General features: G+C 59.7%; 22 protein-coding genes and 1 tRNA gene. 22 read left to right on the top strand and 1 reads right to left on the bottom strand.

What is annotated here, in order from left to right:
* From MOV63_RS21490 to MOV63_RS21545, 12 genes are all read left to right on the top strand, one after another.
* A partial coding sequence (locus tag MOV63_RS21490) for a histidinol dehydrogenase (protein ID WP_247036654.1) occupies positions 1–483 on the top strand: 483 nt, incomplete at its 5' end.
* 3 nt (positions 484–486) lie between these two features.
* A complete protein-coding gene (locus MOV63_RS21495) occupies positions 487–960 on the top strand; it encodes a UPF0262 family protein (RefSeq protein WP_040124541.1) in 474 nt (157 codons plus the stop codon).
* 2 nt (positions 961–962) lie between these two features.
* The gene (locus tag MOV63_RS21500) at positions 963–1,442 is read left to right on the top strand and encodes a low molecular weight phosphatase family protein (RefSeq protein ID WP_040124542.1); all 480 of its coding nucleotides are present in this window, start codon (positions 963–965) and stop codon (positions 1,440–1,442) included.
* Positions 1,443–1,594: 152 nt separating this feature from the next.
* Entirely contained in the window at positions 1,595–1,813 is a 219-nt protein-coding gene (gene infA, locus MOV63_RS21505) for a translation initiation factor IF-1 (RefSeq protein ID WP_004435948.1), read from the top strand.
* Positions 1,814–1,838: 25 nt separating this feature from the next.
* The gene (locus MOV63_RS21510) at positions 1,839–2,459 is read left to right on the top strand and encodes a Maf-like protein (RefSeq protein ID WP_247036656.1); all 621 of its coding nucleotides are present in this window, start codon (positions 1,839–1,841) and stop codon (positions 2,457–2,459) included.
* Positions 2,460–2,588: 129 nt separating this feature from the next.
* Positions 2,589–2,798 carry a DNA gyrase inhibitor YacG gene (gene yacG / locus MOV63_RS21515; RefSeq protein ID WP_046607348.1) on the top strand — a complete coding sequence of 70 codons (210 nt, stop codon included), beginning with the start codon at positions 2,589–2,591 and terminating at the stop codon, positions 2,796–2,798.
* Positions 2,799–2,963: 165 nt separating this feature from the next.
* Positions 2,964–3,039 (top strand) — tRNA-Phe (locus tag MOV63_RS21520).
* Positions 3,040–3,430: 391 nt separating this feature from the next.
* Complete coding sequence (locus tag MOV63_RS21525; RefSeq protein WP_247036658.1) at positions 3,431–5,482, top strand: thiol-disulfide oxidoreductase DCC family protein; 2,052 nt, start codon at positions 3,431–3,433, stop codon at positions 5,480–5,482.
* A 548-nt stretch (positions 5,483–6,030) separates the two neighbouring features.
* Positions 6,031–7,008 (top strand): lysylphosphatidylglycerol synthase transmembrane domain-containing protein, encoded by a 978-nt coding sequence (locus tag MOV63_RS21530; RefSeq protein WP_247036660.1) that lies wholly within the window; start codon positions 6,031–6,033, stop codon positions 7,006–7,008.
* Positions 7,001–7,609 (top strand): class I SAM-dependent methyltransferase, encoded by a 609-nt coding sequence (locus MOV63_RS21535; RefSeq protein ID WP_247036662.1) that lies wholly within the window; start codon positions 7,001–7,003, stop codon positions 7,607–7,609. The genes MOV63_RS21530 and MOV63_RS21535 overlap by 8 nt, the downstream gene beginning before the upstream one ends.
* Positions 7,610–7,632: 23 nt before the next feature.
* Positions 7,633–8,583, top strand: a complete 951-nt coding sequence (locus MOV63_RS21540; RefSeq protein ID WP_247036665.1) for a methyltransferase domain-containing protein — start codon at positions 7,633–7,635, stop codon at positions 8,581–8,583.
* A gap of 229 nt (positions 8,584–8,812) precedes the next feature.
* Positions 8,813–8,953: a hypothetical protein gene (locus MOV63_RS21545; protein ID WP_247036667.1), complete on the top strand. Its 141-nt coding sequence runs from the start codon at positions 8,813–8,815 to the stop codon at positions 8,951–8,953.
* 525 nt (positions 8,954–9,478) lie between these two features.
* Here the strand turns inward: MOV63_RS21545 and MOV63_RS21550 are convergent.
* Positions 9,479–9,871 (bottom strand): hypothetical protein, encoded by a 393-nt coding sequence (locus tag MOV63_RS21550; RefSeq protein WP_247036669.1) that lies wholly within the window; start codon positions 9,869–9,871, stop codon positions 9,479–9,481.
* A gap of 33 nt (positions 9,872–9,904) precedes the next feature.
* On the opposite strand from MOV63_RS21550, the gene MOV63_RS21555 reads away from it, so the two are divergent.
* The 10 genes from MOV63_RS21555 (at position 9,905) to MOV63_RS21600 (ending at position 19,114) form a co-directional block, all read left to right on the top strand.
* Complete coding sequence (locus MOV63_RS21555; RefSeq protein WP_040124553.1) at positions 9,905–10,885, top strand: tripartite tricarboxylate transporter substrate binding protein; 981 nt, start codon at positions 9,905–9,907, stop codon at positions 10,883–10,885.
* 65 nt (positions 10,886–10,950) lie between these two features.
* A complete protein-coding gene (locus tag MOV63_RS21560) occupies positions 10,951–11,784 on the top strand; it encodes an amidohydrolase (RefSeq protein WP_247036671.1) in 834 nt (277 codons plus the stop codon).
* A gap of 15 nt (positions 11,785–11,799) precedes the next feature.
* Entirely contained in the window at positions 11,800–12,297 is a 498-nt protein-coding gene (locus MOV63_RS21565; RefSeq protein WP_247036674.1) for a nuclear transport factor 2 family protein, read from the top strand.
* Positions 12,298–12,341: 44 nt separating this feature from the next.
* Positions 12,342–12,821 (top strand): tripartite tricarboxylate transporter TctB family protein, encoded by a 480-nt coding sequence (locus tag MOV63_RS21570; RefSeq protein ID WP_247036676.1) that lies wholly within the window; start codon positions 12,342–12,344, stop codon positions 12,819–12,821.
* A gap of 7 nt (positions 12,822–12,828) precedes the next feature.
* Positions 12,829–14,340 carry a tripartite tricarboxylate transporter permease gene (locus tag MOV63_RS21575; protein WP_247036678.1) on the top strand — a complete coding sequence of 504 codons (1,512 nt, stop codon included), beginning with the start codon at positions 12,829–12,831 and terminating at the stop codon, positions 14,338–14,340.
* Between the two features lie 226 nt (positions 14,341–14,566).
* Positions 14,567–15,790 carry an MFS transporter gene (locus MOV63_RS21580; protein WP_258719260.1) on the top strand — a complete coding sequence of 408 codons (1,224 nt, stop codon included), beginning with the start codon at positions 14,567–14,569 and terminating at the stop codon, positions 15,788–15,790.
* 126 nt (positions 15,791–15,916) lie between these two features.
* Positions 15,917–16,801: a helix-turn-helix domain-containing protein gene (locus MOV63_RS21585; RefSeq protein WP_080719327.1), complete on the top strand. Its 885-nt coding sequence runs from the start codon at positions 15,917–15,919 to the stop codon at positions 16,799–16,801.
* Positions 16,802–16,887: 86 nt separating this feature from the next.
* Entirely contained in the window at positions 16,888–17,769 is an 882-nt protein-coding gene (locus MOV63_RS21590; RefSeq protein ID WP_247036683.1) for a 3-keto-5-aminohexanoate cleavage protein, read from the top strand.
* Positions 17,769–18,233, top strand: coding sequence for a PaaI family thioesterase (locus MOV63_RS21595; protein ID WP_247036685.1), 465 nt, complete (start codon positions 17,769–17,771; stop codon positions 18,231–18,233). Before MOV63_RS21590 ends, MOV63_RS21595 begins: the two co-directional genes overlap by 1 nt.
* 113 nt (positions 18,234–18,346) lie before the next feature.
* Positions 18,347–19,114 (top strand): HpcH/HpaI aldolase/citrate lyase family protein, encoded by a 768-nt coding sequence (locus tag MOV63_RS21600; RefSeq protein ID WP_247036687.1) that lies wholly within the window; start codon positions 18,347–18,349, stop codon positions 19,112–19,114.
* Positions 19,115–19,129 lie beyond the last annotated feature (15 nt).

Below are 19,129 nucleotides of genomic sequence, written 5' to 3' on the forward strand. Positions count from 1 at the left end.
GGCAAGGCGGTGGAGGCGGCCGTCGAGCGCCAGCTGAAAACCCTGTCGCGTTCGCAGACCGCCGCGGCGAGCTGGCGCGATTTCGGCGCCGTTATCCTGGTGCCGGACCTCAAGGCCGCGCTGCCGCTCGCCAACCGGATTGCCGCCGAGCACCTGGAACTCGCCGTTGCCGATCCCGACGCGCTGTTGCCCGGCATCCGCAATGCCGGTGCGATCTTCATCGGCCGCCATACGCCGGAAGTGATCGGCGATTATGTCGGCGGCTCCAATCACGTGCTGCCGACCGCCCGTTCCGCCCGTTTTTCCTCCGGCCTTTCGGTGCTGGATTTCGTCAAGCGCACCTCCATCCTGCGGCTTGGGCCGGATCAGCTCCGCCAGCTGGCGCCGGCGGCGATCACGCTTGCGCATTCCGAAGGGCTCGATGCGCACGCCCGTTCCGTCGCAATCCGCCTGAACGGCCTGCCCCTCGACGACGAGGGCTGACGGATGGGGCGGGGCGACTTCCGGCTTTACGATGTCGTCCTGGACGACTCGATCGGGCGTTCGACGCCCGATGTGGAGCACGAGCGGGCGGTCGCCATCTTCGACCTGGTCGAGGAAAACTCTTTCGAGCCGTTCGGCCATGCCGGCGGCCCCTACAAGCTGAAGCTCTCGCTCGTCGACGCCAAGCTGGTGCTCGGCATCACCACCGACAGGGGCGACGAGGTCGCAACCCATATCCTGTCGCTGACGCCCTTCCGGCGGATCATCAAGGACTACTTCATGATCTGCGAAAGCTATTATGAGGCGATCCGTTCCTCGACCCCGAGCCGCATCGAGGCGATCGACATGGGTCGGCGTGGCGTCCACAACGAAGGCTCGCAGACGCTGATGGACCGGCTGGACGGCAAGATCCGCGTCGATTTCAACACGGCCCGCCGGCTTTTCACGCTGGTCTGCGTGCTTTACTGGCGCGGTTGAGCATGGAGGCAGTGCTCGCGCCGGAGACCAAAACCAAAAGACCGGGCGCCATCCTTTTTATGTGCGGCTTCAACATCATCCGTTCGCCGATGGCGGAGGCCATTGCAAAGCGGCTGCTGCCACCCGATATCTACGTCCAGTCGGCGGGCGTGCGCTCCGGTGAGCGCGATCCCTTCGTGGATGCGGTGCTGGAGGAGGTCGGTCTTTCGATCGGCCGCCACCAGCCGCGTACGCTCGAAGAGCTCGAGGACGATTTTTTCGACCTGATCGTCACGCTGACGCCGGAAGCCCACCATGCTGCGCTGGAACTGACCCGGGCCAATGCCGTCGACGTGGTCTATTGGCCGACCATGGATCCGACCGCTGCGACCGGCACCCGCGACCAGATGCTCGATGCCTATCGGGAGGTTCGAGACCACCTCTGGCGGCTGATCGACGAGCGGCTTTCCGGCATCAGTCGGCACCCCGCCGAGACCGCCTGAAACGGCCTGCCGGATGTGACTTGAAACGACATTGAGAATAGCGCGCAAGCGAGGTTCACAAAGCGGACACGATTGTGTAGTTTCCGCGCAAATTTCCGGGCGGGCGCGAAAAGCGTTGCCGGCCCAACCCAACACAGGAAGAAAAACTATAGATGGCTAAAGAAGAAGTCCTCGAATTCCCGGGCGTCGTGACCGAACTCCTGCCCAACGCGACGTTCCGCGTGAAGCTCGAAAACGAACACGAGATCATCGCCCATACCGCCGGCCGCATGCGCAAGAACCGTATCCGCGTTCTCGCCGGTGACAAGGTGCTTGTCGAAATGACGCCCTACGACCTGACCAAGGGCCGTATCACCTACCGCTTCAAGTAAATCCCTTCATTCGCGGCGGGCTCTCATGGCGCTGGAACAAAAGCTGATACTGGCCTCCGGTTCTCCGCGCCGTCTCGACCTCCTCAACCAGGCCGGCATTGCGCCGGCGCGGCTGATGCCGATGGATATCGACGAGACGCCGAAGAAATCCGAACATCCGCGCTCGCTCGCCCGCCGGCTTTCGACGGAAAAGGCCGAAGCGGCGCTCGGCGCCATCCGCAACGATCCGGCCTGGCGGCACAGCTATATCCTGTCGGCCGACACGGTGGTCGCCGTCGGTCGCCGCATTCTCGAAAAGACCGAATATACGGAGCAGGCCTCGTCTGCCCTGCACCTGCTCTCCGGGCGCGGCCACTGGGTCTATACCGGCATCTGCCTGATCACCCCTGGCGGCCAGTTCCGCCAGAAGGTGGTGCAGACCAAGGTGCGCTTCAAGCGGCTTTCCACCCGCGAGATCGACAACTATATCGCGTCCGGGCAATGGCGCGGCAAGGCGGGCGCCTACGCGATCCAGGGTATTGCCGGATCGTTCGTCCAGAAACTCGTCGGCTCCTACACCAATGTCGTCGGCTTGCCGCTTTTCGAGGTGACCGGGCTTTTGACCGGCGAAGGCTTCGACGTGGCGGCAGCCTGGCCGGAAGGCTGAAAAGGCTGGTTCGGACGGCGCAGGCCAATAGAGCAAGCCGAAAGGTGCTCCGGCTGCGCCTGCAGGGTGTCTTCGGCAATCAAAAGCTGCCGAAGCGCCACGCCCCCCTGTAGAAAGGAGTATTCAAAGATGACATCCGAACCGATCAAGACCGGCGGCAAGGTCGAGCCGCTCAGGAAGACGAGGCCCTGCCCGGAATGCGGCAAGCCGTCGGCGCGCGACCATTATCCCTTCTGCTCCGACCGCTGCCGCACGCTGGACCTGTCGCGCTGGCTGACGGGTTCCTACGCCATTCCGGTCTCGGACGACGAGACCAAGGCCGACGGTTCGGACGACTGAGCCGGTTAGGTAGCGCCTGTTTTTGTTCAGGAATTAGCGATTTTCGCAAACCTGTCAAAAAAGTGGGTTCTGGCGCTGGACATGGCCGAACAAGATGTTATAACCCCGCTCGCTCCGGGGGAAACGACCCCCGCCGGCCTCGGCCGGAAGGCCGCAGGCCTCGATGCCCGGATAGCTCAGTTGGTAGAGCAGCGGATTGAAAATCCGCGTGTCGGTGGTTCAAATCCGCCTCCGGGCACCATTATAAGCCATTGGTGCTATTGCCGCTTCCATTATATAATCCGTTTTTGATGATTCCGGCTTGACAGATCCGATCCTTGCCTTCATTGGAATCGGCGCCCGTGGAGCCAGCGCGGACCGCTTGGGAGCCGCGAATTCAGTTGTCGTCGTTCCGGCCGCTCTGGCGCTGAAGGATGTGGGCCCTTCCCCGCCGACTTCGCCACAAACCAGGATTACTGGCCGTAATGGTGACAAACCGCCTGTGGGCTCTCGCCGTCTCACCTTGAGCTTCGTAAGATTTTAAAGTAAGCGTTCGCCTGTACAGCAGTCATAGAAGCAAGCGGTTTCGCAGTCCCTTTGGCACCTTTAAATAAGCCCCAGTTGAGACTTTGCGAAGAAACTGAAGGCGACGGATGGGCATGGTTGATGCGACGGAAATGTCAGCGGGGATGAAATCCCTTTTGCACGTGCACCGCAGCAAAGGGACCGTCGTAACGAGCCTTGTATTTATCATTGCTCTTTCCTTGGTCGTGTCTACTGGAACCTGGGACGCGTTCGGGAAGCGTTCTTTGGGATTCTTCTCGACACTGATCGGATTGTTTGTCCTCGGCATACACCCAGTTATCAGGGTGAAGGCTGCGGCCGTGCTTAGTGGCCTCGCGCACTGGCTCACTAAACGTGGGGCCTTCGCGTCAAACCCAGAGCAAGAAGCACCGAAGTTCGCGCTCATACGCATCGCATTTGGACTCTTCATGACCGAGCGGGCCTTCTGGATATTAGCCTATCTTGAGCCCTCAGATTGGGGGCAGCCAACTGTTTGGTTGACTTCCATGACGGGATTGTTGTGCGCTGTCTTGGTGACATTCGGCCTCTGCACGCAATCCGCGCTCGTGTACCTGATCGTTTTCCAATGGCAGATGGGAGACGCCCTGCTCAGCACGTACACACTGGGGAACTATATCGCAGCGATGCTTTCAGTGCTCCTGATCTTTGCAAACGCCGGTGCGAACTTTTCGCTCGATCGAGTGCTGATGAAAAGAGGCACCTTCGCGGGAAAGGCCATCTCGGCGTTCTACTATGACAACCGACTGCCAAGTGAATCCGGACTGCAGCTCGCGAAGCTGATGACGCTCGCCTGTTACTGGTGCGTGTGCTTGTACTCGCTTTCGATTCACCTGGCCGAGCCAGCATGGATGACAGGCTGGGCGGGTCCAATGCTGCTCACCAACAACTTCATGTCCAGATATTCTGCTGAGTTTAGTTGGTTGCTTTCGCAAGGCCCGATCCCGGTTTTCCTGGCGCGGGTATCACTCTGGGCGATGTTGCCGTGGTATCTTCTGCTGCTGCCGTTTGTGCTTGTAGGCGGAGTGTTTCGCAAGTATGTAATTGTATGGGCCTTGCTGTTCTTCGGGCTTAGCCTGTTCGTCCTACAGCTCGGGTGGCTGGCTCAATTCGAGTTCCTGTTCCTGGCAGCCTTGTTTTGGACCAAGACGTTCATCAGTGGTGTAGACAGGCTGCAGGTCGCGTACGATGACCGATGCAATCTGTGCGATAGAACGGTAACGTTCGTAAAGGCCGTCGATCTATTTAGACGGGTCCAACTTAAGCCGCTGTCCAAAAACATTCCGTGGCTTCTCGAAGTCGGTATCGACCCTGATGATGCTCAAAAGGATCTCTACGCGGTGGATGCCAGCAACGGGAAGGCAGTCAAAGGTTACGAGTTCTACGTGCTTTTGTCGCAGCACGTGTTCCTTTTGCTGCCGCTCCATCCGTTGCTCATAATTGGTAGGTACTTGGGCGGCCCCGCAATCTACAGGTTCGTTGCCGAGCGCCGGACGAGGATGTTCGGCGTATGCCAAATCCCCACGCCAAAGCCAGAGCATACGCTGTTGCAAACAGGTCAGATAGTCCACAAGGATATCGTCCCTGGTGATCCTATCTCCACTGTCTTCTCTCATGTAATGATCCTGCTTGCATGCTATGTAATTTCGCTTCCTCTGCCGTACGTGGTGACAAACCCTCCGAAGGTCTTGCGGGAAATCCAGAAATCCGTTGCGGCGCCGACGGACGCAGTCGGAATCTACGGAGTCGGTCCAATCAACGTGTTTAATTCAACCGATCTTCGCATGGCTGAGAACTGGTTTACCCTCAGCAGGAAGACAAAGGATGGCCTCGAACAGCTTCTTCCTATATTCACCGAGGACGGGAAGCGACTAGCAGCTCACAGGTCTGACCGGGTCTATTATGGGCACACGGTAAGGTTTAGGCGTGGGGTGATCGGCAAAGAAGGCTGCCAATTCGATGCGTTTCGCGAGAAGGTCAGCTATCTGGTCGAAAACGAACACCTGAACGGTGACATACTCATTTATCGCCAGTACCTGGAGCCGCTACCCAGCGTAGATTTGGTATTGCGGGGCCAATATATGGCGAGCGAGAGACGACTTGTCTGCGAAGTAACGTTTTGACAGATTCCGCGCTACTGAGCTTAAAAGCCTACCATGAAGGCCCCCTCGGAAGGGCTTTTTTCGTTTTGCTTCACCCATAACCAACTGGCCTTTACAAAGGCCCGGGAAGACGGCCTCTTGGAGAAGCGCTGCGATTTCCCCATGTTTTATGAATGCGGCTCCAGTCATCGAGAAGCGGCTCCGCAGTTCCGTGTTTCGCCTCGCTCCGTCAACATCTGTACCGCACCGATCCCACGCTGACTGACGTCTGCGATATCAATTACTTGGGAACGCCCACAGAGGTGAACTGAGACCTCTCGTTCGAAATAAACAAAGGTCAAAAGGTGAATATGGGACTGGGCTTCGAAAAAAATGGTCTGGCATGGATGCGCGTTCCGATATAACGATCGTTGCCGTCGCACAACATAGGCTGAAGTATCGAATCGGCCCTCAGGTGTCGCGCTCTCCGGCTAACACCGCTTGGTAGGAGTGTCTTGTAATTGGCAATGCTATTTTAGCATTCTGACGGATCCATACGTGACGCATCGAATGTATAAGATTGACAAGCCATGCCTGAACCAAAGAACTGCGCAAATCGCGTCGGTTGGGCTGGCATGATCGGACGAGTTTTTAGACGCTCTTGGCCAGTCGCTATCGCCGTTGCTGCCTGCAGCTTTGCCCTTTACCAATTCGATTGGCGCAAAATGGCGGTTATCTTGCCTGCGGTACCCGTTGGCTGGCTTCTCTGCATGATGTCCATAGTGACGATCTTGGTATTTGCAGTTTGCGCCGCCCGCTGGATCGCCATCAGCCAGCTCCCCTGGATCTCGGCGGTGATCGGCCCCGTCTATTGCTACGTCGCTTTCGTGATCGGGGCATCGATTGTCACGCCCCTGCAGCTGGGAGAGCTGCTGAAAGTGAAGTTTGCGCATGAATCCGGCATCAACATAGGCAACTCGACCTTCAACGTCGCGCTTGAGCGCATCCTCGACCTAGCGACCATTGCCGCCATGGGGGTATCTGGCCTGATTTACGTCCGCTCCGGATCTACATTTCTGTCGCTGCTCGCGCTGATACTCATGTTTTTTGTCGGGCTCGCCATTCCGCTGGTCCTGCAGGCCTATGTTCGCCGACTAGCTGACACGTCGTTCGGACGGCGCATGAAAGTCTTTTCGGGGCGACCGATCCCCATATATCGCCTTGCGATCTTTGGGGTCACGACCATTCTTAAGTGGGGGCTGACTTTGGCAGCCTGGTTGCTCATCCTCAGCGCCGTCGATGTAAACCTGACCATTGGGCAAGGATCGCTACTGGTCGGCTCGGTCACGGCGATATCTATCTTGTCTATGATTCCGGGTGGACTTGGCGTTCAAGAGGTTTCGGTGCGAGCGATCCTCGTCGGAATGAATGTCGAGCCGAGTCATGCCGAGGCGGCGGCCATCGTTCTCAGGTTGTTCACGCCGGTTATGGTCGTCCTCGGTCTTGCCCATTTGCCTTTCCTCTATCGAATATCCAACTCTACGGGGCGAACAAAAAGCAATGTCTGAGAAACAGGGTATCTTTTCCATCTTGCGCCATCCGGTCGTATACGAGGTCGTCCAGCAGATCTTCCAAGCCGAACGAAATCGCAAATGGTTTGCCGACACCTATGTCCGCGCAAATCCCGGCGACCGCGTGTTGGACATAGGCTGCGGACCAGCAAACCTGCTGGAGCATCTTCCGAACGTCGATTATATCGGCTGGGAACCCAACCCCGCGTATATCGAAACAGCGAAAAAGAAGTATGGCACCCGCGGCGGCTTCAACGTAGGCTATTTCGGTGAAGCCGAGGCATCAACGCTGCCACCTGTGGACATCGCCATTGTCGGCGCCGTTCTGCATCACCTTGATGATGAGCAGGCTCGTCATCTCTATGCACTTTTGCGCAAGGTAGTGAAGCCGGGCGGACGCGTGGTGAGCCTCGATTGCGCCTATATTGAGCGTCAGAACCCTTTGGCCCGCCTTCTTGTGTCGCTTGATCGAGGCCAGCATGCTCGCCATCCAAACGCCTATACATCGCTTGCCGCGGCCTCATTTTCGGACGTGACCGGCGACCTCATCCGGCAGCGTTTCCCCCCTTATACCTTTTGGATAATGACGGCGCGCTAGAGTATCTTTACCGGGAGTTTCCAGTGACTACTTTGATGGACTATGACGCGATGGCAACCGTGCCACGCAGGCTTTGCCCCAAGTGCGGAGCTGCGGCAGTCGTCGACGACAATCAACCGATTTGGCCCATTAACTTCGCTTGTCTCAACTGCGGCCACGCGCCAACGGTCTGTGATGGAGTACCACTGTACGCACCCGATCTCGCGGATACGATCTCGGGTTTCGATCCGAAGTCCTTTGAGATGCTGGCCGAGATCGAGGATGAGCATTTCTGGTTCGTACCACGAAATAGAATGCTTGTGGGACTGATTGAAAAGTACTTTCCAACGGCGCGAAATGTTCTCGAAGTCGGCTGCGGAAACGGGGTCGTGCTGACAGCGCTCGCCAGAAAGGGCGCCAAGCAGCATTTGGTGGGCTCAGAACTACATCCGTCGGGGCTTGTCGTTGCGGCGCAGCGCATGGGAAAGAATGCCGAATTGGTGCAGATGGACGCGCGCCACATTATGGCGGAAAATGCGTTCGACGTCATCGGCGCTTTCGACGTGATCGAACATATCGCCGAGGACGAAGCGGTCTTACGCTCCGCGCATCGTGCGTTGCGCGCGGGGGGCGGCCTGGTCATCGCTGTCCCGCAGCATCCATGGCTATGGAGTACGGCCGATGAGATTGCGTATCACCAACGCCGTTATAAGCGCGGCGAACTGGAAGCGAAATTGGCCAGAAACGGTTTCGTCGTGGCCTATTCCACATCCTATTGCGCAATGCTCCTACCGATGATGATCATCAGCCGTGTTCTGGAACGGAGACGCAAGAAGAGTGTTGGTGAGCCGACGATGCCGGATCTAGAGGCAAAGCCGCCTCGTCTTATCAACGCCATCCTACGCTCGATCCTGAGCTTCGAGGTCTCCACGATCCTGGCGGGGATGCAGTACCCAGTGGGCGGATCGCGGATCGTTGTTGCTATCCGGAGCTAAACAGCCGTTGGATTCCAGTCGTGTACCGGATTAAGAAATAGTCGCGCAACCGAAGCCGGATTACAGTGAGCAAAGAAACCGGTAGATTGACTGGTGCGCCTCCTGGAATATGATGCTTTAGCTTTTCAAATCTCGTAGATCGTCGGAGGGAGAGCCGAAGCCGATTGACGCGATCTCCACTGCCATAGCGCGCCGGCGGTCTCCGCCGCTGCTGAATCATTAAGAAGCCGTGGTTGAGGCGTCTGCAGCCGGCTTTTCCGCGTTCGTCTACAAGGACCATTTCTATCCCGGCATAGCGCATACCAAGCTGCTTGAGATGATGCTGCCGCCCATTCCGCTGAGCGTGCTCGACGAGACGCCATCAGCCTAGTACTGCGCTCTCCGGCCAGGCAGGGACGTCATCGAAGCGGACGGCGTGGTGGTCGGGCTTACGCCAGGTATGGCGGTCACGGTGGAAATCAAAACGGGCTCCCGTCGCATCCTGGAATATGTGGTCTCTCCGCTTGTGGAGGTAGCCTCGCGAGCGATGGCGACGACGCTCGCCGTGGTCCAGAGCAGGGAAAGCGTCTGAGCCCGCATCGAAAATAGAAGGTCTGGATATTTGCTAGTTTGATATCTTATCACGGGTTGGATATCACCGTAATCACACGCGACCGTTGATCCGTCTATTGAAGGCTGGAGATCGTTTTACGGCGGCATCGTATGGCCAAGCTGCACCCCGTCATGTTCCTAGGGCACATTCGTCAAAGAGCTCACGAGGCAAGCCACATATATGGACGAGGGCAAGGGCCGCCAACCCCGGATAAAGGAGGCTCTATCGGAAGCTGCGGGTTTAATGCCGATGTATGAAATTGATGCATTCCAGCGAGACAAGAAGTTAAATTACCTCAATAACTTAGCGTTTGTCTGACCAACTGTTGCCGATGCGCCCGTAATCCCGCCCGCCTTGATCTGTGGTCAGCTTTCCCTGGACGAGCAACGGGCGCTTCTTCATGAAGATTACAGTGGTGGTTCTCTTGGCCGGGAAGTCCGCACGTGACTTCACCGGCGCTTGCCGGACGAGGTTAGGATGCAAATCGTTCGGCAGGAATCCGGCCTTGCTCTGGGGTGAATGAGGCCGCAGGGCGGCATGAGCTTTACCGAAATCCTTATCCGAGACATTGTGAAATTCGCAGCTCTGCCCCCACGGGTTGCAGACCCCTATTTCAACCTTTGAAACAGATGCCTCACTGCAATAGCCGAGGCTCTGCTTTCGTCTATGATCCATCTCCACCGGAACAAGAAGCATGAAGCGCCGATCCGGGTTGAGGGAGGAGAGACAATGCGCAGGATACTGACATCCATCGGTCTTGCCTTGCTGGCGTTCGCGGGTGTGAACGCAGCGAGCAGTGCCGGGCTGGCGGCGGAATGGCCGAAGGACAAGCCGGTCACTCTGGTTCACGCGTTTTCGGCAGGCAGCGATTATCTGGCGCGGCTGGTGGCCGCGGCGCTGGAAAAGGGCATCGGGCAAACGGTCATTGTCGAAAACAAGCCGGGGGCTGGCGGCGCGATCGGCACGGGCTACGTGGCTCGCCAGAAGCCGGACGGCTATACCCTGGTCACCGCCTATCCGGGACCGGCGGCCAATTTCACCAACACCATGCCCGGGCTGGCCTATAAGCCGCTGCAGGATTTCGAGCACATCATCCAGTTTTCCGTCGGCGACATGGTGCTGGTGGCCCGCAAGGATTTTCCGGCCAACAATTTCAGCGAGTTGATCACCTATGTGAAGGAGCACCCCTCGCAGGTGAGCGCCGGCAACAACGGCATCGGCTCCTACGGTCACATGATCGAGACCGCGATCATGGATATGGCCGGGATCGACATCAAGCTTGTCAGTTATAAGGGCAGCCCGCCGATCGTGACCGACATGCTGTCGGCGAGCCTGGATCTCTCCGTGGATTATCTCGGTGATGCCTATATCAAACACATCGAGGCGGGCACTCTAAAGCCGCTCGCGGTGATCTCCGCCAACCGGGTCAAGATACTGCCGAACGTTCCGACCCTGAAGGAGGCGGGGCTCGATCTCGTTGCCGTGCCGTGGGGAGGCATCATGGCGCCCAAGGGTACGCCCCCGGCGGTCGTCAAGAAGATCAACGACGTGCTCACGGAATATCTGAAGTCGGACGACGCCATCCGGAAATTCGCCGTTGCGGGCCAGGTCCCGGCGCCGACCACGCCAGAGGAGTTCCACAGGATCGTCGTCGATGAAGAAGCGCTGTGGCGGAACATCATCACCAAATACAAGATCCGGAGCGAATAGTCCTTCGGTCTCTCCGAAACAGAGAGCGACGGCCGGCAGATTGACGAAATCCGGGAGCGCATCCGATGTCGAGTGATACCCTTGTCCGGTCACATCGGCCCGCCGACGCGCCGCTGGTGGATGCGCATTTTCACATCTATACGGCGGACCTGCCGCTGGCGCCTGACGCCTGGCACCGACCGCCGGAAGATGCAGGCACCGAGCGGCTGATCAAGCTGCTCGACGACCATGGCATCTCGCTCGGGGTCGTGGCTGCCGCCAGCTTGCATGGCGAATACAACGACTACGTTCGTGATGCTTTGCGCAGATATCGCCGCCTGCGGGCAACGGCAATCGTCTCTCCGTCCATCGGCATCTACGAGCTGGAGCGGATGCGCGACGACGGCTTCGTCGGCATCCGGCTGATGTGGAGAACGCTTGCGGAGGCGCCGGATATCACCTCGCCGGACTATCGCCGGCTGTTGCGGCGGGTCGCCGATCTCGGCTGGCACGTGCACCTGATCGAAAGGGCGGATCGACTGCCGAAGATGATGCAGGAGATCGAGGCAGCAGGCGCGCGCGTGGTGATCGATCATATGGGCATGCCGGAAGCCGGCAAGGGTGTGGACGATCCCGGATTTCGCCTCGTCCTCAACGCGATCGATCGTGGCAATACCTGGGTCAAGCTTTCGGCGGGTTACCGGTTCAAGCCGCTCTCGACCGCCGTGGATTGCGCCCGGGAGTTGGTGAAGCGGACGGGCGGGGAGCGGCTGGTCTGGGCGAGCGACTGGCCCTTTGCCGCCTACGAAAACAACGTGACCTACGGAGAGACCGTGGCGGCGCTTTCCGAATGGGTGCCTGACCCGGTCATGCGGCAACGCATCGGCGGTCGAAATGCCCTCGAACTCTACTTCATGTAAAAGCTGGAACCGGAAATGGATGCACTCGCGGAATTGACTGCCAAGGCCGAAATCCTGTCCCTCGTCACCGAATACTGGAACGATGTCGACACCAATTGGGGTGCCGGTGCGCATATGATGTTCACCGAAGATGGCGTGTTCGGGTCAGGCCCTTCCGCTTTTGTCGGGAGGGGGCAGATAAAGGCGTTTTACGACTGGCGCCGCAGCCGGGGCGAACGCGTTGCGCGCCATCTGATCAACAACCCGATCGTTTCGATCGAGAGCCGAGATCGGGCGACGATCCGATATATCATGACCATCTATGCGGTCGATGGCTTGCCGGTCCAGCCCATCAATGGGCCAAACAGCATTTCGGACGTTCTCGAAGTCGTCGTGCGCGATTGGCCGGATGGTTGGAAGATCCAGTCGAAGGTGTTTACCCATTTGTTCAAGGGGCTGGAGCCGACGACGACGATGCCGGCAGATCTGCGGGAGGCCCTGCTGCCGGAGGGCAGCTCGCAGGCTCAGAGCTAATTTCCATATCGTACCGATCGAATGCCGTTGAGGAGGAAAACAGCATGGCCATCGCAACGCGACAGCACCGCCCGCTCAGTCGCCGAAATGTCACTTTCGCCGCCATTTTCGTAGGTTTCAGCGTGGCTGTCGGCATCTACGCTTATGAAACGTTGAAGATCGGCACGGCGGCCGAGATGGGGGCCGGGTTCTTTCCCGTCATGCTCTCGATCGTGCTCGGGTTCCTGTCCCTGGCCGTGGCTTTCACGCCGATCCCTCAGGGCGCCCAGCCGTTGCGGTTCGCCCCGGTCAAGGCGTCCATTCTGATCATGGGGTCCCCCCTGATCTTTGCGGCGTCCATCCAGTCGCTGGGTCTGGTGGCTGCAGTGGCGTTGACGATCTTCTTTTCCAGTTTTGCCAGCCGGTTTGCCACCCTGCGCCAATCCCTTCTGCTGTCCGTCGGTTTCACCGTCTTTTGCGTGGCGGTATTCCATTATCTCCTGAACCTGCCAATCGCCCTCTGGGGCGACCTGATCACGGGTTAGAAACGCCATGGATATCTTTGCCAATCTCGCGCTCGGCTTCGGGGCGGTTCTTGAGCCTTCCAATCTGATGTTCTGCTTCATCGGCTGCCTGCTCGGCACGGCCGTCGGTGTGCTGCCGGGCATCGGTCCACTCGGTACGATCGCCATCCTGCTGCCGGTGACGTTCGGCTTTGCGCCGGAGGCCTCGATGATCATGCTGGCCGGCATCTATTACGGCGCCCAATATGGCGGCTCCACCACCGCGATCCTCATCAACCTGCCTGGCGAGGCGACATCGGCGGTGACCGCCATCGACGGTTACCAGATGGCGCGCCAGGGCAGGGCAGGGGCAGCACTTGCCATCGCCGCGCTCGGCTCGTTCTTCGCCGGCTGCGTCGCGACGCTTGTCATCGCGCTGTTCGCGCTGCCGCTGACCTCGCTTGCTCTCAGCTTCGGTCCCTCGGACTATTTTGCGCTAATGGTGCTGGGGGTGGTGGCCTCGATTGCGCTGGCGCACGGTTCGGTACTGAAGGGACTTGTCATGATCGTGCTGGGCCTGCTGCTCGGCTGCGTCGGGACCGATGTCTATACCGGCAGCATGCGCCTGACGCTCGGCACGCTTGACCTTGCGGATGGCATTCCGATTATCGCCTTCGGTTCCGGCGTCTATGCGATCGCCGAAATCCTGCGTGGTCTCGAGGATGAAAAGGAGCAGGAGCGGGATGTGCTGACCACGCGCGTCACCGGCCTCATGCCCACCTGGGCGGATATCAAGGAGTCAGCCTGGCCTATCCTGCGGGGGACGGGGCTCGGTTGCATTCTCGGAATCCTGCCGGGTGGTGGCGCGATGCTGTCGTCCTTCACGTCTTATGCGCTGGAAAAGAAGATTTCCCGCCATCCCGAACGGTTCGGCCACGGCGCGATCGCCGGTGTTGCCGGTCCGGAATCGGCCAACAATGCCGGCGCCCAGAGCTCCTTCATCCCGATGCTGACGCTCGGTATCCCCTCGAACGCGATCATGGCGCTGATGATCGGCGCGCTGATGCTGCAAGGCGTGGCGCCGGGCCCCAATCTCGTCAATGAGAAGCCGGTTCTGTTCTGGGGTGTGATCGTCTCGATGTGGATCGGCAATCTGATGCTGGTGATCCTCAACCTGCCGCTTGTCGGGCTGTGGGTAAAGCTGCTCTCGGTGCGCAACCACTACCTTTTTCCGGCGATCATCGGTTTCTCGGCGATTGGCGTCTACAGTGTCGGCAACAATCCGTTCGATCTGGTCGTGATGGCGATTTTCGGAGTTATCGGCTACGGCCTTACCAAGCTCGATTGCGAACCCGCGCCCCTGCTGCTGGGCTTTGTGCTCGGACCGTTGCTGGAAGAATACCTGCGGCGCGCCATGCTGCTGGCGGACGGCAATCCGCTGGTGTTTTTCCAGCGGCCGCTCACCGCCGGCCTGCTGTTTGTCGCGGCAGTGACACTCTTTGCGGTGCTCTTTCCGGCGATCCGCAACCGCCGCAGGGTCGTTTTTGCGGAAGAGGATTGAGAGCTTCTCCATCGTTGCCGGGCGGATTTTACCACGTGTTATGGCGCGATCGTGTTTCATGTCGTGAAATCGCCGCGCGGCGAAGGTGGACCCCTCGACCGTCCGGGTTGTAACTCATCGAAATCCGGCAAACAGCCGGACAGCGTTTCCCACCCATCAACCAACCCCGATATTCACAGGTGAAACTTGCAATATCTGCTGAGTTTCCATTTTTCCGGCTGTGCTGATGAGCGCTGACAAGGTCGGACGCTACAACCCTCTGCTTGCCCTGAAGGACCCGCATTACCGCCGTTTCGCCATCGGGAGCATCGTCTCCGTCCTCGGCATGTGGATGCAGAAGATCGGCGTCGCATGGCTGGCATGGGAGCTGAGCAAGTCGCCATTCTGGCTCGGGTTGATTGCCGCCGCCGACATGCTGCCGTCGATCTTCCTCAGCAGCTTTGCCGGCTCGCTCGCCGACGCGCATGACAAGATCAAGGTGCTGCGTTCGGCGCAATCGGTCGCCATCCTGCAGTCCGCGGCGCTGGCCCTGCTCTCGTGGCTGGGGCTCACCACCGTCGAAGTGCTGCTCGGGCTCACCCTGATCCTTGGAATTTCCAGCAGTCTCGAACAGCCGGCGCGGTTGTCGCTCATTCGGGAAATCGTGCCTGCGGACTATCTGCATGCGGCAGTGGCGGTCAATGCGCTGAGTTTCAACCTCGCCCGGTTCGTTGGCCCGATCATCGCCGGGCTGTTGATCAGTAAAGTCAATGTCGGCGTCACCTTCGCGGCGAGTGCCGTGGCAATTGCCTTCTTCTCTTATGCACTGGCTATGATCCGGGTCCAGAAGGGTATCGATCGACCCTCAGACGCTGTTCAGCGATCGGGCACCGCCGATGGCTTTCGTTACGTGCGTCGCCACAAAAGCCTTCTGGCGACGCTGGGGCTGCTGGGAATGACCGGGATCAGCGTCAATGGGATATTGCAGATGCTTCCGGCAATCTCCGATGCCCTGTTCGCGAAAGGCATAGACGGGTTCGTGGAGCTGATGGCGGCTTCTGCCTTCGGCTCGGTGGTCTCAGGCACGATAACCCTGCTGCGGCCGCCGAGTGCGCGGGGCCTGCTTGGTATCGCGTTTGCCGCGATTTGCGCCACCGCCGCCCTTGCGGTGCTCGCGTTGACGCCGAGCTTTCACCTCGCGCTGATTGCGATCTTCTGCATGTCGTTCGCCAACATGTATGCGGGGATCGCCGGACAAGCCTTGCTGCAGCTGGAGAGTGAGCCCGGCAAACTGGGCCGCGTGATGGGAATCTACAGCATGATCATCCGTGGCGGTCCCGCGGTCGGTAGTTTCGTCATCGGAACCGCGGCGACGTTTGTCGGCATGGTCATTCCCATCGTCGGCGTCGCGGCGCTTGCCGCCTGTTATTCCGGCGCCATCGCGCTGGCCTTCCGCCGGCAGCAATCGTGACCGTTTTCATTTCATCTGCTGAAATGAAAAAAAGAAGCCTCTGGCCTCATCGCCCGGCGGGGACTACCGTTTGCTTAGGCATTGGTTGGGAGACCGGTGCAGAGGGAATTCTGGGAGGAGTTCTGGATGCTGGATAGCGAGCTTAAGGAGAGACCGGCCAGATCTCCGCAGCTGCCGAAATATAACGATCTTCATTGCAGGGCTAACTCATTGCGTGGCAGCGTCGACGAACACAAGGCGTCCTATGCTCCCGTCGAATCCGCCCGCCGGGTTCTGCTGCTGCTGCAGGCGCTCAATGCCCAGCGTATCGCCACCATCGGCTCGCTGCATCAGGTGACGGGCCTTTCCAAGTCGACGATCGTCAGAATGCTCGAAACCTTGATCAGCGAAGGATACGTCGTCCGCGACAATTTCGTCGGCGGCTATAGCGTGACCTCCAAGGTCGTCTCGCTTGCGTCCGGGTTCAGCGGCGCTCCGTTGCTGATCGAGGCGGCGCGGTCGCGGGCGGTGGCGTTGACCAATGATATCAAGTGGCCCGTGAGCCTCGGAACGCTGCGCGACGGCCACATCCTGGTCAGTTTTACCACGGCGCCGATCAGTCCCTGGTCCTATCCGTTTCCCGTGCTGCACCGGTTCCTGGATCTGGAACTGACCGCGATGGGGCAGTGTTACCTGGCGTTCTGCGATGACGAGGAGCGTGCGCTGCTTTTGAACGCACTGACCCAGCAGCGCCGCGGGCAGGGCAAGCCGTTCGATGCCGCGCGGGTGCTGAGGGACCTCAGGGCAACCCGCAAGCGCGGTTATGCCCGTGTCGGCGGACCGCGGCGGGTTTTCGATTTCGTGGCTGTCCCGATCCTCGACGGTCAGCGTTGCTCTGCCTGCATGGGGGTCGGCTTCTATCGCACCGCAGTTCCGTCCGATCGCATCGTGGAGAGCGTAATCCAGCCCATGCTCGAGACCGCATCCGCCATAAAAGTGGATATGCGCAACCTCAATAGCGCCGGCTACTGAGCCACAATCAACACTGATCCGCTGGGCGTGCTCGATCGGGGCAGGCCTCGCTGTGTCCAATCGTGACCAACCCAAAGAGGGATCCAATGAAGCGTAAGGTTGTGCTGACATGTGCCGTCACGGGCGGCAGTGCATTATCCAGGAACAGCCAATATGTACCGATTACGCCGGAGCAGATCGCCAATGAGGCGATTGCAGCCGCAAGGGCCGGTGCTGCCTCGGTGCATATCCATGTCCGCAATCCGCAGACGGGCGCCCCCTCGATGAAATTCGAACTTTATGAGGAGGTGATGCAGCGTATCGGACGCTCCGGAGTGGACGTGATCGTCAATCTGACCGCCGGTCCGGGTGCTGGCTACGCGCCGACACTGGACGAGACTGCCGTGCCGCCTGTCCTGTCTCCCACCGTTCGCACCGACCATGTTTCGCGCTTGCGCCCCGATATCTGCACGCTGGATGTGGCGACCATGAATTTCGGCGATCGGGCGATCGTCAACACGCCGCCGCATCTGATCGCCATGGCGAAATCCATCCAGGCGGCCGGTGTGAAGCCGGAGCTTGAAGTTTTCGATGTCGGCCATGTGGGCGTCGCGGTGCGGTTGCTCGAGGCCGGGCATCTGCCGCAACCGCCATTCTTCCAGTTCTGCCTTGGCATTCCGGGCGGCGCTCCGGCGACGACCGAGGCGATGCTTCTGATGCGCTCGCTGATACCGCCGGGCGCCATCTGGTCTGCCTTCGGCATTTCCCGCTTTCAGATGCCCATGGTCGCCCAGTCGGTCATCCTCGGCGGCCATTGCCGCGTCGGGTTGGAAGACAACCTTTACCTGGAACACGGTGTTCTGTCCGAAGGCAATGCGCCGCTGGTCAAACGCGCGATCGAGATTATCAGGGCACTTGGGGCAGAGCCCGCGACGCCGGCGGAAGCCCGCGAGATCCTGTCGCTCGAAGCGGCAAGGATGGCCGCCTGATGAATGGTCTCGAGCCGGTTTCCGAGACCGTCTTCGATCCTGCCGCGGCAGGCTGGACGAAGCGCCGGTCCAACCCTTTCTCCGATGTGGTCGGGCCCTTCTGGCAGAAGCAGGAGGATGGCCAGGTCCTCTTCGGACTACTCTGCACGCCGCAGACTCTGAACAACGCGCGCGTGATGCATGGAGGGGCGCTCGCAACCTTCTGCGATCAGGCATTGGGCGGCACGCTCCATGAAACCTTGTCGCGCGCTCAGGAACCTGATGCACCGCCGGTGCGGTCCGTCACGGTCCAGCTCAACGTGCAGTTCCTCGCGGCCGTGCGGCCGTTCGATTTCGTGATCGCCCGCTGTCGCGTCACCCGAAAAACGCGCACGCTGGTGTTCCTGGACGGGCTTGTGGAAGTGGGCAACGAGGCTGTCGCGTCGCTGCAGGCGGTGTTCAAGCTGGTCAAGCTGATCGGCTGAACAGGTCCGTCGGTTTGTATTTCAGTCATTGAAATGTCCCCACGCCGACCCTCGCCGAATGCCGCCAAACGCCGCAGAGTCACAGAAACAAAGCGGCCTCGGGGAGGAAAAGCATGCCACGGACGGAGTTTACGGCGCGTTTGAAGGCGTCTCAGCAACTGCTTGGCACATTCGTCAAGACACCCACCAGCCATGCCTCGGAAATCTTCGGCGGCGCGGGGTTCGATTTCGTGGTCATTGACGAAGAGCACGCGCCGATCGATCGTTTCACGACCGACCAGATCCTGCTGGGATGCCGGGCGAACGATATCGCCGGCCTCGTCCGGGTGCCCTCGTCGGCCCCGAGCGCCATCCAGTCGGTGCTCGATTGCGGCGCCAGCGGTGTGCTGGTCCCGCATGTAGCCTCGGTCGAGATCGCCCGCGCCGCGGTGGCCGCTAGCCGATATCGCGGCGGGGCCCGCGGTTTTTCCAATTCGCCGCGGGCCGGCGGTTACGGCGCGACCGGCATGTGGGCGCATATCGAGGCGCAGGACCGCGATATCGCCGTACTGGCGATGATCGAGGATCGCGAAGCGATCGATGTCATCGAGGCCATCGTGGCCGTCGACGGGCTTGACGGAATATTCATCGGTCGCGGTGACCTGACGGTTTCGCTGGGCGCCAAGTCGGCGAGCGAGCCGGTGGTCAAGAATGCTGTTGCGCGCATCATGGCGGCTGCCCGCAATGCCGGCAAACCCATCTGCATCATGGTCGGCTCGGTGGATGAGGTCGCGCCGTTCCGTGCGGACGGCGCAAGCGCCTTCATCGTTTCCTCCGACCAGGCCCTTTTGCGCGCCAGCGCCAACCGGATCCGCGCCGAGTTCAGCGCGGCCGTCAACTGAAACGATCACGTCAGG

Origin of the sequence: Neorhizobium sp. SHOUNA12A, from assembly GCF_023006505.1 — a bacterium.
GTDB lineage: Bacteria > Pseudomonadota > Alphaproteobacteria > Rhizobiales > Rhizobiaceae > Neorhizobium.